The organism is Streptococcus sp. STC1396, from assembly GCF_058933875.1.
The window spans coordinates 13,865-27,610 of record NZ_JBZYCU010000011.1 but is presented as its reverse complement, the minus strand read 5'-3'; the positions used below and the strand labels follow the sequence as shown (position 1 = coordinate 27,610).

Sequence of the window (13,746 nt, the reverse complement as noted above, 5' to 3'; positions counted from 1 at the left end):
TATATTAAAAACGTTGAACAAATGTAGCAAGCTTGTCAGCCTAATTTTTAGGTTCTGGCAGGATGAGGTAGAGTGCAATTCCTAGAACAGTTGATAGAGCAACTCCTGAAATTTGCAGACCTGATAGTTGCAGGGTCAGACCACCGATACCAGATACCAAAATGACACTGGCAATCAGCAGGTTCTTTTTGTTGTCAAGATTGGTTTGCGCTTCAATCAGAATTTTAAGACCACTGGAAGCAATTACCCCAAATAGAGCAATCGAAATGCCTCCCAAAACTGGGCTTGGAATCGATTGGAGCAGGGCAGAAACCTTGCCCACGAAACTCATGACAATGGCCAGTACTGCAGCACCAGCAATCACATAAACACTGTAGATTTTATTGAGCGCCATAACCCCGATGTTTTCACCGTAGCTGGTCACTGGCGGAGCACCAAAGATACCTGCGATGACCTGAGCCAGACCATCCCCAGCCAAGGTCTTATCCAAACCAGGCTCTTTAAAGAAATCCTTGCCTGTCAAGCTATTCAGAACCATAACATGCCCAAAGTGCTCTGTCATCGTTACAAAGGCGATCGGTGCCATTGTTAAGATTGCACTTGGATACAATTTAAAATCATAATCTAAAAACGGAAGATTCATTGGCGGAACATGGAACCAAGAAGCTTTTGTCACGTTGGCGAAGGAGATAATCTCCTGACCTGTCACTGCTCCGGCAATCAGGGCAAAGATATATCCAACAATCAAGCCCAGCAGAACCGGAATAATACCAACGATTTTCTTACCGTAGATGTTAAAAAGAATGACGCAGAGAAGGGTTACCATCCCGATAGCAAAGTAGGTGATGTCGTAGACCTTCTGGTCTCCAACAGTCTTATACATCACATCGCCAACGGCTGTACCCGCTAGACTCAGGCCAATCACCATGATGATAGGCCCTACCACTACTGGCGGCAAAATCTTATCAATCCAAGCATTCCCTGCGAATTTCACGATGAGGGCTACGATAAAGTAGACCAGACCGCCCGTGATGGCACCTTGCGCCACTGCTGCAATCCCATCTGTCTTCATCAGCATTTGCATGGCAGCGATATAAGCGAAACTCGAACCCATATAAGCAGGAATCTTGTACTTGGTCACTGTCAAGTGAGCCAGCGTACCTAAACCACTTGAAAACAGGGCTACCGCTGGGTCAATTCCCACCAGAATCGGAACCAACACCGTCGCACCAAACATGGCGAATAAATGCTGGAATGAAAGTCCTAAGAGTAAACCAGGTTTTGGCATATCATGGACATCGTATTTAACTTCTTGACTCATGATGCATCCTCCTCTACGATGAGGACTCGGTCCTGACCATCTTTTTCTGTCATTTCGACAATGATTTCCTCTCGACGGCTAGTTGGAATATTTTTACCAACGTAATCTGCTCGAATCGGCAATTCGCGATGACCACGGTCAACTAGAACCGCCAAACTGACACGAGATGGCCTGCCATGACTGACCAGATTGTCAATAGCTGCGCGAATGGTCCGCCCTGTATAGAGAACATCGTCCACCAGAATCACTTCACGGTCAGTAATATCAAATGGAATCAGTGTTGTATCTTCCTCGACCTTGACATCATCCCGAAAAGGCTTGGTATCCACTTCACCGACTGGAATATCAATATTTTCCAACTGAGCCAGTCGTTGCTGGATGCGCTTGGCAATGAAAACCCCTCTGGTCTTAATGCCCGCCAAAACAATCTGGCTTAAATCCTTGTTGCGCTCGATGATTTCATAAGTAATCCGTGTAATGGCACGGTTCATGGTGATGTCATCGACAACTTCTTTTGTCTTCATCTAAACCTCCTAAAAGCATAAGAAAAAGTCCCCTTTACAAGGAGACTTCAGAAAATCTAGATAGGCTAGCACAAGACGCACTTGTTTACACTCCGCCCATCATTTTTACTTTGCTCCTTGCCCATCTCTCTGGATAGAATTAAAGGATTATTTAATTTTTTATACTATATCACAAATTAAAAACTATTTCAAGAAAAAAATTATGTTTTTTATGATTGTCTTAGATAAGCATCAGTGATTAGCTTCTTTATCCGCTTTTTCCTTATCTTTCGGATCCTTTTGATTTTCTTTGTCTGCTGCTTGAGCTGGCTCATCATTTAATGCAGACTTTTCGGCAGCTGGCACTTCTTCTGATGATGGTTTTGAAGAAGCTTCCGCTTGCTCGTTTACCTCTGCTTCAGGAGATGCAGCTGGATGCTCGGCATCTTTTAGAGCTTGCTGAATGCTTGCTTCAGCTGAGGCTGGTTTATCAGATGCTTCCTTCTCTTGTGAAACCCTTCCGTCAGCTTCGCTCTCGTTTACCACTTCCTTATTTTCTTCAGTTTTGTTTTCAGTAGCTTCTTGATTTTTTAAAGCAGTAATTTCTTCAGCTTTTGCATCCGCAGGCTTATTATTATCAATGCTGCCCCCCTGTACATCTGGGAAATGCTGTGCCAAAGCCTTTGGAATTTGCTTTTCATTCAATTCAAGCTCTGCTTTGGGAATATGATTGTCGCTGACATTGATATAGGTCACCGTCTTATTTGGCTCCTGCAGCGCCAAGGTTGTGATTTTATTCTTGTTGACAGCGAGATTGTCTAAAGCCCTAAACTGATTAATTCCTTCCAAGTTTTTCAGCTCATTCTCAGCCAAGTTTAAATTCTTCAAGGAAGACTGAGTGGCTGGAATGTCTAAAGTTTTAATCTTGTTTTGTGTTGCGGACAAGGTAACTAAGTTCTTAGCAGCTTCAACTCCTGCCAGCGAAGTCAGGCGATTGCCATTTAGGCTTAGAGTTGTCAGATTTGGATTAGATTTCAGGAAGTTCAAGCTCTCAACATTGGAATTGTCAGCTGTTAATTCTTCCAGATGGGAAGCTTTGAGGGTATTGAGATTTATGTTCGGATTGTTGGATAAGAAAAGCCTTGTTAAATCTTCTTTTTGGCTCAGAGCAGAAACATCTTGCAGTTGATTGTGCTCTAAACTTACTGCTTTTAATTTTGAAAGCTTCGACAAAGCAGAAATATCAGAAATATTATTGTAGTCAAGATTCAATGACTCTAGATTTTTCAGCTTAGCCAAAGGCGAGATATCGGTAATCTCATTTCCCGCTGCTGCGACTGTTTTCAGATTTGGATAATCCTTCAAGAAAGACAAATCAGTGATGCCATTCTGCGAAATGTCTAAGCCTTCCAATGTCGGAATTTCTTTTAAGAAATCATAGTTGGTAACGCCTGTCTTTGTCATCCACAGTTGTTTTAAATGCTTAAATTGCAGGACTGGTCTGATGTCCTTTATCGGGGTAAAGCCAATTCCCAGAACTTCAATATTTGGCATTAGATCTAAACCTTTTCGTTCCAAAGGATCTTTGCGTTGGCCGATATTTAAGTATTTTACAGTTGCCAGCCAAGCTTTCATCTTTTCCAAATCCGTTTCGTCTGATGGGAATGGGGTGTCAGCCGTAGCATGTAAAATATCTTCAATGATTTCATCATCAAATCCTAGGGCCTTCAAGGTTGCCATACCAACTGCATCATGAGCGTGTGGATTTCCATGAGGGTCAAAAGGCTTGGTCGTATCAATCTCACTGATCAAAGTCGAATGGCTGTGGTCGCCGTGCGGGTAGATGAATACCTTTCCTTTATCCGTATCACTCACTTGAATCAAGCTTTCATCGATTCCTAATTGCTGAGCCAAATATGCCTTTTTCTTAGCAATTTCTTCTTCCTCGTTTGATGGCGTAGGCGTAGGATCAGGTATAGGAGCTGGTGCTGGCGATGGTTCCGGTGAAGGCTGCGGCTGTCCTTTTCGGCCATAGTAAGCATCTTCAGCAGCTTTCTTGTATTCTGCTGGAATTAACGACTCCCACTTCGAAGCAATCAGCTGCTCATAAGGAATGAAATGAGTATGACCATTATGATCTGCCAACAAGCCTGTAGCGAGCTTGCCCGTTACCCCTGTACCCTTAAATAAGAATCCATCACTTGTAGGGTAATCAATCCCAGCAAACTGACGCTTATTTGTGCCTTGCTGCTGTGGAGAAGATGGTACAGGACTCGGCTGATAAATATGTCCCGTGGCATTGCCAGAGAGGTTTGGACGATAAGTTGGTACTTGTGCAAGATTACCTACAGACTGCTTCAAAATGTAATGGTAATGATCACCGTGGCGCACCACGTAGCCGTATTGGTCTTCTGACACGATGTCTTTAGGATTAAAAACATAGCCATCATCGGCAGTGTTCATTTGATTTGTCAGCTGAGCAGAGCCAGAGCCCGCAGGCGCTTGCCCATCTTTTGGTATCAGATAGGCCCATTTACTATTTTTTAAATCAGAATAAAAAATAAAATGCGTATGGCCATCATGCTCTAAAATCAGACCTTCACTAGTTCTAGCCTTAATTTGAGACTCGCTTTTAAAAAGAAAGCCATCATCCGTCGGCTTATCAACACCAGGAACTGCCCCATTTTTACTAGCTTTGCTTTCTTTTTTCACCTCTCGCTTAACTTTTACCTTTTCCTTGCTGTTCTCCTGATGAGATGACTGAGACTGGCAAGCCGCCAAGCAAAGGTTACAAGCTAAAACAATTCCTGCTAAACTTAACAATTTTTTATTGAATGTCATATTTCCTCCTCGATGTTTAACCGGTTGATTATTAACTAGTTAACTATATCACACAAAGCAGATATTGGCAAGAAAAAAATAGAGACAAAATAAAAAACAGAAAAAATCTGTTTTTCATCTCCTATTATAACTATCTAAGCTTTTTGCTTCTTTGAAAAAGAAAGGGTTTTGATTCCGTAAAAGACAAAACCAAAGACCAGATAAGCCACAAAGATAATCACGCACATCTTGATGACATAGGGCCATTTGTATTTAAAAACATTCAAAAAAAAGTAAGGAAAGGGATTATCTTTTGATTTCGGAATAGGGATTTGCGTTACAAAGCCATTAAATAAGGCAAAAGCCATGTAAACTAAAGGTACGCTTGTCCAAGAAATGGGATCAAACCAGCGATACTGCCGACTTTTGTCAAATACAAGACTGTCAAAGAAAAACATGAGCGGCACAATGTAATGACAAAGGAAATTTTCCAGCCGATAAAAGTCTGTCGCAATCGGAGCTAGGAGCAAGTGATAAACGACGCAGGTAATCATGATACACATGGTCACGCCGCCCTTTACCCGCAAGAGCTTAGAGCTGTCCCAGTCATTGTCCGTCCACATTCTAAAAATGAGGTAGGCGATAAATAAAAGAACCAGAAGATTGGACAAGACCGTGTAGTACATCAGCATCCCCCAGCCGTATTTAGCGATTTCCAGATAGACTCCGACAAAAGCTAAAATCAGAAGAAGGAGGCGATAAGCAAAAATTACTTTTTTATTCATAGTGCTTCTCAGATTTTTTTGACAAATTCTGACTTGAGCTTCATCGCACCAAATCCATCAATCTTACAGTCGATATTGTGGTCGCCTTCGACAATACGGATATTTTTCACACGCGTTCCTTGTTTGAGATCCTTAGGAGCACCTTTAACCTTCAAATCTTTAATCAGCGTCACCGTATCGCCGTCAGCCAACTGATTTCCGTTTGCATCAATAGCCACTGGACCAGCTTCTCCTGCTGCAACTTCTGCCGGATCCCATTCGTAGGCGCATTCTGGGCAAACCAAGAGAACTCCGTCTTCATAAACGTATTCTGAGTTACATTTAGGGCAATTTGGCAAATTATTCATTAAATCATTTCTCCTTATCGGCGGACATACATTCAGAAAAAGAACAGAACCTGAATGACATCCATATTTTACCGTCTTATTATACGATATTTTATCTTATTTGACAAATGAGTCTGAAAAAATCATCCTATTTTTAAAAATTTTCTTGACTTTTCTGACAAAACAGTGTACTATTCTAGTGTATATACACCTAACAAAAAGGAGATTGTTATGAAACCAAAATCTAAAAATCAGTTTATGACACTGACTGCTTTTTTGACAGCATTAGCCATCGTTATCCCACTGGTCATGCCGATTAAGATTGTCATTCCGCCTGCTTCCTTCACCTTGGCCAGTCACGTTGCAATCTTTCTGGCCATGTTCATCTCACCTCTCATGACAGTGATTGTCGTCCTAGGCTCTACCATCGGATTTTTCATGTCCGGCCTTCCTTTCATCATCACCCTGAGAGCCCTGTCTCACCTGCTCTTCGGGACTATCGGCGCTCTTTATCTGCAAAAGCATCCTGAAACACTGGACAGTCAGAAAAAGACTTGGATCTTTAATTTTGTGCTGGCCCTGATTCATGCCTTTGGTGAGGTAGTGGTCTGCATTCTCTTTTACACAACGACAGCCTATCCAGCTAATGCCTTCTATATCCTCTTCGGTTTGGTCGGACTTGGTACAGTCGTTCACAGTATGGTAGACTTTGTCATTGCTAAATTTGTCTATCAGGCTCTGAAAAAGATTCGTTAAACCTTGAATCTTCTAAAGTTTTGATTTACAATGAAGATATGACAAAAAAACGAAGAAATGATTTATTAGAGCTTTTAAAAGAAGCTCGGCAACCTTTAAACGGACAATTTTTGGCGGAACAATTTCATGTCACGCGCCAGATTATCGTTCAGGATATTGCCCTGCTGCGAGCCGACGGTGCTCCTATTATCAGTACCAATAGAGGTTATGTCTATAAAGAAAGCAACGTACCTGCCCATTTTCATCGGCTTTTTAAGCTTAAACACAAGGCGGATGATATCGAAGCCGAACTTTTGACCATCGTTGATAATGGCGGACGAGTGCAAAATATCATGATTGAACATCCTGTCTATGGGGAAATCCAGACCTATCTGAAATTGACCTGCCGCCGCGATGTGCAACAATTTTTGGAGCAGATCACAGAGAGCGATTTTCGTGCCTTATCCGAGCTAACAAATGGAATTCACTACCATTTAATCGAGGCAGATTCTCCGCAGGACTTAGACTATATCGAGGAAGCCTTAGCTACACTGGGCTTTCTGCAAGAATAAACGCGACGCAAATATTCTAGATTGAACCAGTTTTGAAAGGAAGTCAAAGCTGGTTTTTCCATTTTGAAATGACCAAGAAACTTTGTCAACTTCCTAGAAATAAGGTAGAATAAGAGAAAAGAAATCTGTAGGGGGACAGAATGGCAGCAAAAGCAAAATACCAAATTATCATGGATAAAATTATCAGGGATATTGAGAAGGGAAGGCTTACTACAGGGCAAAAGATTCCCTCCGTCCGCAAGCTGGCAGACCGCTACCACTGCAGTAAAGATACTGCTCAGAAGGCCTTGATTGAGCTTCGTTATCAGAAGTACATTTATGCCGTGCCTAAGAGTGGCTACTATGTCTTGGAGAATAACCAGAAGGAAAAGGAAGATATCAAGCTGGCTGTGACAGATGACCGCCACCAAGCCTACGAAGACTTCCGCCTGTGTGTTAATGAAACACTGATTGGTCGAGAAAACTATCTTTTCAACTACTATTCCCAACAAGAAGGATTGGAGGAGCTGCGACAGTCAGTCCAGCGCTTGCTCTTGGACTCCGCAATCTACACTTCTGCAGACAATCTGATTTTGACTTCCGGCACCCAACAAGCCCTCTACATCCTCTCCCAGATTGATTTCCCAAATGGCAAAGACACCATTCTGGTTGAGCAACCAACCTATCATCGGATCAATGATTTACTGCTAAATCAGAAACTGCCTTATGAGACGATTGAACGTAAACCGACAGGTATTGACCTGAAAGAGTTAGAGACGATTTTTCAAACAAGGCGGATTAAGTTTTTCTATACGATTCCCCGTTTCCATTATCCTCTGGGACATTCCTACAGCCGTCAAGAAAAGGAAGAAATTCTTGCCCTCGCTGAGCGTTATGATGTCTATATCGTTGAAGACGACTATCTGGCCGACTTTGATAGCAAGCGAGAACTGCCTTTTCACTATCTAGATGACAGCCAGCATGTCCTCTATATCAAGTCTTTTTCTACCAGTCTCTTTCCTGCCCTGCGCATCACAGCCTTGGCTCTGCCACCACAGATTCAGAAGACATTTCTTGATTATAAAAGAGCGGTTGACTACGACAGCAACCTCATCATGCAAAAGTCTCTCTCCCTCTATATCGACAATCTGATGTTTGAAAAAAATCGTCTGGCATTATTAAAACGACTAGAAACTGAAAAAAATAAGGCACAATTCCTCTTGGACTCTAGTAATTTCCCTCTGCCACACCAGTTGACAACAGATGGCGTGATTTTTGACCTCAAATCCCTCCCCTCGGTCAGCTCCCTCAAACATAGCAAGCTGCCGCTGGACTTTTTTGAAAGCAGCTACATTCAGACCTGCCCCTACCACTACGCTAAGCTACAGTTTGATGATTTAAAAGAAAATCTGGAAAAATTAAAAGACTATCTAAAAAAGAGAGTGGAGCAGAAATCGGTAATTCGTTAGAATTCGATTTCGTCGTCCCACCTCCGCACAGTTGAGTAGGGCTGTAAAAGCTGATAAAATCAGTGTAGTAGAGCTCACTCAACCACTGCGTCTTGCTCGACAATCCAAAGACAATTGAGGAGGCTGGGACAAAAAGATTTCAATTTTTAAAAATCTTAATTATTAAGCCCTTCAAATCTATAATTAAATGCAAAAAGCGAACAAAGCAGAATTCTGATTACCAGAAAACTAGTTTTGTTCGCTTTTTATATTTGAGGTCGGACTTTTGTCCCAGCCTCCCTTTCTTTGAATGTCTCCTTGCTTATCAGGCATCTAACATCCCAGCCTGCAGCTGATACATTTTCTTATACGTCCCATTTTGTGCTAGAAGCTCTTCATGGCTACCAGACTCAATAATGCGCCCTTTATCTAAGACATAGATGCAATTAGCATCCTGAATCGTAGATAGCCGATGGGCAATGGCAATAGTAGTTCGACCCTGCCGCATTTTCCGGAGAGAATGCTGGATCAGCTCCTCAGTTTCCGAATCGATATTGGCAGTGGCTTCGTCCAAAATCAAGATTTTAGGCTTGGTTGCGATGGTTCTGGTAAAGGCCAAAAGCTGTCGTTGGCCACTGGAGAAGGTGGAGCCGCGTTCAGTAACCGGACTATCATAGCCCTGAGCTAGCTGGCTGATAAAATCATGGGCATCGACAAAGCGAGCTGCTTCTTCGACCTCTGCTTGTGAGAGACTCTCCTGATACATGCGGATATTGGAGGCAATGCTACCGTGGTAGAGGAAGGGATCCTGCAAAACAAGACCAATATTCCGTCGTAACTCTGCTTGACTGTAGTCTCTGATATCTCTGCCATCAATAAGAATCTTACCTTTCTCAAATTCATAAAAGCGCAGGAAAAGGTTGATAATGGAGGATTTGCCCGAACCCGTTGATCCGACAAAAGCAATCGTCTCACCTTGCTTGACGCTAAAGGAAATATCCTTTAGAATCTCTCTCTTTCCGTCATAGGAAAAGCTTACATGCCGAAAGTCAATATTGCCTGCCTGAATCTCAGGTCCTTCTTCTGCTTGCTCAGGTTCAAAGTCTCGACGATCCATCAGTTCAAAAACGCGCTCCGCAGCCACCATCGATGTCTGAAGAACTGAGTAATTTTGCATGACATCGATCAAGGGATTGAAAAGCTGGTTGACATACTGGATGAAAGCATACATGACACCTGCAGTCACTCCAGCTACTTGCCAGCTCAAGCCAAAATAAATCAGAATAAGAGCATAAGCCAAGATTTTCAGCAAGGACATGGCTGGGCGCAGAAAGAGGCTGTTCACATTCAGATAGCGATTGCTAAAAGCCAAATGTTCCCCATTGATTACTTCAAATTCTTCTAAAAGCCGCTCTTCCTGACCAAAGGCTTGGATAATCCGCATCCCTTCAATGCTCTCAGAAAGTTTGACATTCAGGTCGCTCAGTCTGGCTCGAACCTGTTTGAGCAAGCGATTAGAGAGCCGTTGATACAGGATAATCGAGCCAAGCATGATAGGAAAAAAGAGGACAATCAGCAAAGTCAGCCGCCAATTCAGAGCCAGCATGGTTGCGATTGTCACCACCAAGATAAGCATGGAGCTGAGGAAGTTAGAAAAAATACTGCTAAACATATCAGCTACTGACTGGGTATCATTGGTCAAGCGAGAAACGATAGCCCCTGCTGCTGTCTGATCAAAATAAGCCATCCGTAATTGCTGCATATTCGCAAAAGTTTCCTGTCGAAGATCACGGACAATGCTGTAGGCCACCCTTGCAAAAGCATATTGCCCCAGAAAAGTGAGAAGCACCCGCAAAAGAAAGAGACCATAGTAAATCCCCAGCAGATAGAGACCGCTTGTGGCTGCCTCTCGACTGACAAACTGATCAATGTAAGAACGAGCCAAGAGCGGCAAGGCCGTTGTCACCAGAGTTGTCGCAAAAATAAAGACTAGAGCCAGTAGACTAATCCATTTGTAGCGCCACATATAACCTAGGAGGCGTCTAAAAGTTGATTGTTTTGTCATCTTGCAGACTCCTCCTTAAAGCGTTCATATAGTTGCTGATTTTGATAGGTTTGAGCATACCAGCCCTGTGCTGCTAGAAGTTCTTGGTGAGTACCTCGCTCCTTGATGTGTCCATTCTCCAGCACTAAAATCAAATCCGCATGGACAATGGCTGACAGACGATGAGCAGTGATAATGGTCGTCTTGTCAGCTCGCTCCTGCTTGAGATTTTCTAAAATCACATGCTCGGTCTTGGCATCCACTGCTGACAAGGAATCATCCAAGATCAAAATTTCTGGATGTGTGATGAGGGCTCTGCTCATAGCCAAACGCTGCTTTTGACCACCAGAAAGCGAGACACCCCGCTCACCAAGCAGCGTATCCAAACCATCCGGCATAGCCTTAATATCCTCATAAACACCACAAAGCTGGGCTGCTCGGATGACTTTCTCTTCTGACAGTTCTGGATTGGCAAAGCGGATATTGTCCCGAATGGACAGGGCAAAAAGAATCTGATCCTGAGGTACATAGCCAATCAGACTTCGCAGTTCCTTAAGGCCATACTCTCGGATATCGTGACCGTTCAGATAAATAGCTCCTTCCTGAATATCCTGCTCCCGTAGCAAGAGTCGTAGCAAGGTGGTCTTCCCAGATCCAGTCGGCCCGACAATCCCCAAGGTCTGCCCTTTTTCTAATGTAAAGTGAATATCCTTCAAAGTCACTTCGTTCTCATAAGCAAAGTAATCTATCTCATAGTCCAGTCGACCATTTTGAATACTGGCAAGTGGCTGCTGGGCTTCCTCGACATCTGACTCCTCAGCTAGCAACTTCTCAATCCGTTCATAGGAAACGGCTCCCCGCTGGCTGATATTCACTAGGTACCCCATCGCTTGCAGCGGCCACACTAGCATATCCAGATAAGTCATAAAGGTAACCAGCTCACCGACTGTAAATTGACCTTTAGAGATAAACATGCCCCCGAAAATCAAGGTCAGAACATAGGATAAGCCGACAAAAATCAGCACCATAGGGTCAAACAGGGAATTATACTTAGCAGCCAAGATATTCTTTTGATAGACTTCTTGGTTGATGGCCGCAAAAGACTCCGTCTCCGCATTCTGATAGCCAAAGGACTTGGTTACTTTAATCCCCGCTACGCTTTCCTGAACTTTATTGTTGAGATCAGAAAAAGCCTCCTGAGCCGCTTTAAAGCTCTCGTGATTCTTCCGACCAATCAAACTGGTCCCCCAGGATAGAAGGGGCAGAGGGAGAATCGCAATCAGAGTCAACCGCCAGTCCAAGACCAGAAACATGGTGATGAGGGTCACCAAGGCTGTAATAGAAGCATCTACCGCTGACATAACACCACCGCCAGCCACACTGACTACGGCATTGATATCATTGGTTGCGTGAGCCATGAGGTCACCCGTTCGGTATTTTTGATAAAAACTTGGCGACATATGCGTAAAATGCTCAAAAAGCCGAAAACGTAAGATGCGTCCCAGATTATTTGCTGTGCCAAAGATGTAGAGCCGCCAGACATACCGCAAACCATACATAATAAAAGCAGACAAAATCAAAAGAAGAAGATTATAAGCCAGTTCCCCAGCAGTCAGATTCTGCCCAGCAATCCGGTCTATAACCTGTCCAATGACCCGTGGCGGAATCAGATTAAACACACTGACCAGAGACAAGGCCAAAATACCGATAATATAGCGCCGCTTCTCCAGTTTAAAAAACCAGTCCAGTTTTCTGATAAGATTCATTTCGTTTCCTCATTCCAAACAAAGGACGGACAGCCCCTAATCCGACTGTCCGTTTCTCACTATCTCTATTATACGCTATTTCAGCTGAAAATGAAACTCTTGTAAATCATGCTCATTTTTTCTTGGTCAGAGCAAAACTGGTATCCAGCAAATCAAAAAGTTGCTGATCCGACAGCGTCCCATCCAGAGGCAGGCTGAGCCAGTATTTTTTATTCATATGAAAGGCGGGATAAATTCCTTTTTGATGAATAAGTTCCGCAACTCGGTCACTCTTGACATTGAGAACCTCGATCGCACCACTGCGATCCTTCTCAAACTTAGACCAGTCAGTCGTCAAAAAAGCTCCGTACCATTTCTTGCTATCCTGATGGCGAAAAACAGCTGCCCCATTAGTGCTTTTACGAGAAGAATTCTCCCAGAGATACTCCAACTGCCCCTGATAAGTAGCTACCACATAGCTACTCAGTCGCTGACTTTGCTCATAAAGAAAGCCTACTTCCTTAAAGCAATGCTGCCGAATATCCAGCAAAACCTCCTGACAGGCCTCCCTGACTTGACCGACAAACTCACCTGTCATACTCTCCATCTTGACCTGCCGGTATTCCTCTCCCGTATCTAGGTCAATGACCTGAAAATCCAGCTTTCCATCGGAAATCAGCACATCCATCTGGAAGTCGCCAGCCATAATCTTGGTCGAATAGCTGTACTCTGCCCCAGATCTGACAAAGCCATAATCCAGCAAACTTTCTTCCTTCGGTCTGTATTTGTCAAATAAATCCAGCATGAATTTTCCTTCTAAAATACCACTCTGGTCCCATGTAATTGATCAACACCCAAAGTGTCAACAATCTCGGCACGATTTTCTAGATTAATCCCACCACCAGGTAAAATCTCTATCCGCCCTGCCGCATGCTCAATCAGCTCATCTAGCCAAGCTAAATGCTCGAAAATGGACTCTGACGCTAATCCTCCGTGAGTCAAAATCCGCTTCACTCCATGTTCAACCAACCAGTCTAACTCCCCAAACTGATACTCAGCAGGAATCGCATCAAAAGCCATATGAAAGACCACATCTAGCCCCTGAGCGGCTTCTAGCAACTGCTCCATCTTAGGATAATCGATCTCATTATTTTCTGTCAAAACACCAAAAACTAGACCGTGGCTGCCCGCCTCACGTGCCTTCTGAATATCCGAAAGCATTATCTCGATTTCCAAATCTGAATAGACAAAATCTCCACCGCGAGGCCGAATCATGGTCATCACAGTTGCATCATAAGGCTGGACCATGCGAACTGCTGCCTCAATGACACCGTAGCTAGGCGTTGTCCCACCGACTGTCAGATTGTCACACAGCTCAATCCTCCTTGCTCCAGCCTCCAAAGCCTTGTCTACCAAAGTCACATTCTCCGCACAAAATTCGTAAATCATAGCGCTACCTCAAATTTAA

At 43.5% G+C, this 13,746-nt stretch carries 12 protein-coding genes; 3 read left to right on the top strand and 9 right to left on the bottom strand.

All coding sequences use genetic code 11. The features are described from left to right. Positions 1-40: 40 nt before the first annotated feature. The 5 genes from AC5FEC_RS05155 to AC5FEC_RS05135 form a co-directional block, all read right to left on the bottom strand. Positions 41-1,321 carry a uracil-xanthine permease family protein gene (locus AC5FEC_RS05155; protein ID WP_037614951.1) on the bottom strand — a complete coding sequence of 427 codons (1,281 nt, stop codon included), beginning with the start codon at positions 1,319-1,321 and terminating at the stop codon, positions 41-43. After that, positions 1,318-1,845 carry a bifunctional pyr operon transcriptional regulator/uracil phosphoribosyltransferase PyrR gene (pyrR, locus tag AC5FEC_RS05150; RefSeq protein WP_037614953.1) on the bottom strand — a complete coding sequence of 176 codons (528 nt, stop codon included), beginning with the start codon at positions 1,843-1,845 and terminating at the stop codon, positions 1,318-1,320. Before pyrR ends, AC5FEC_RS05155 begins: the two co-directional genes overlap by 4 nt. A gap of 231 nt (positions 1,846-2,076) precedes the next feature. Further along, positions 2,077-4,665, bottom strand: coding sequence for a leucine-rich repeat domain-containing protein (locus AC5FEC_RS05145; protein WP_493661510.1), 2,589 nt, complete (start codon positions 4,663-4,665; stop codon positions 2,077-2,079). A 134-nt stretch (positions 4,666-4,799) separates the two neighbouring features. Further along, positions 4,800-5,429 (bottom strand): Pr6Pr family membrane protein, encoded by a 630-nt coding sequence (locus tag AC5FEC_RS05140; RefSeq protein ID WP_037614957.1) that lies wholly within the window; start codon positions 5,427-5,429, stop codon positions 4,800-4,802. An 8-nt stretch (positions 5,430-5,437) separates the two neighbouring features. Then, positions 5,438-5,776, bottom strand: a complete 339-nt coding sequence (locus AC5FEC_RS05135) for a zinc ribbon domain-containing protein YjdM (RefSeq protein WP_005590197.1) — start codon at positions 5,774-5,776, stop codon at positions 5,438-5,440. Between the two features lie 210 nt (positions 5,777-5,986). On the opposite strand from AC5FEC_RS05135, the gene AC5FEC_RS05130 reads away from it, so the two are divergent. From AC5FEC_RS05130 to AC5FEC_RS05120, 3 genes are all read left to right on the top strand, one after another. Continuing rightward, entirely contained in the window at positions 5,987-6,511 is a 525-nt protein-coding gene (locus tag AC5FEC_RS05130; protein WP_493661509.1) for an ECF transporter S component, read from the top strand. A 38-nt stretch (positions 6,512-6,549) separates the two neighbouring features. Next, the gene (locus tag AC5FEC_RS05125) at positions 6,550-7,062 is read left to right on the top strand and encodes a transcription repressor NadR (protein ID WP_217473381.1); all 513 of its coding nucleotides are present in this window, start codon (positions 6,550-6,552) and stop codon (positions 7,060-7,062) included. 140 nt (positions 7,063-7,202) lie between these two features. After that, positions 7,203-8,510, top strand: a complete 1,308-nt coding sequence (locus AC5FEC_RS05120; protein ID WP_493661508.1) for an aminotransferase-like domain-containing protein — start codon at positions 7,203-7,205, stop codon at positions 8,508-8,510. A gap of 304 nt (positions 8,511-8,814) precedes the next feature. Here the strand turns inward: AC5FEC_RS05120 and AC5FEC_RS05115 are convergent, their stop codons facing one another. The 4 genes from AC5FEC_RS05115 to AC5FEC_RS05100 all read right to left on the bottom strand — a co-directional run bounded on the left by AC5FEC_RS05115 (position 8,815) and on the right by AC5FEC_RS05100 (position 13,727). Beyond that, a complete protein-coding gene (locus AC5FEC_RS05115) occupies positions 8,815-10,554 on the bottom strand; it encodes an ABC transporter ATP-binding protein (protein ID WP_493661507.1) in 1,740 nt (579 codons plus the stop codon). Further along, positions 10,551-12,299, bottom strand: coding sequence for an ABC transporter ATP-binding protein (locus AC5FEC_RS05110; protein ID WP_493661506.1), 1,749 nt, complete (start codon positions 12,297-12,299; stop codon positions 10,551-10,553). The genes AC5FEC_RS05115 and AC5FEC_RS05110 overlap by 4 nt, the downstream gene beginning before the upstream one ends. A gap of 112 nt (positions 12,300-12,411) precedes the next feature. Then, a complete protein-coding gene (locus AC5FEC_RS05105; RefSeq protein ID WP_493661505.1) occupies positions 12,412-13,083 on the bottom strand; it encodes an MmcQ/YjbR family DNA-binding protein in 672 nt (223 codons plus the stop codon). An 11-nt stretch (positions 13,084-13,094) separates the two neighbouring features. After that, positions 13,095-13,727: a copper homeostasis protein CutC gene (locus AC5FEC_RS05100; protein WP_493661504.1), complete on the bottom strand. Its 633-nt coding sequence runs from the start codon at positions 13,725-13,727 to the stop codon at positions 13,095-13,097. Positions 13,728-13,746 lie beyond the last annotated feature (19 nt).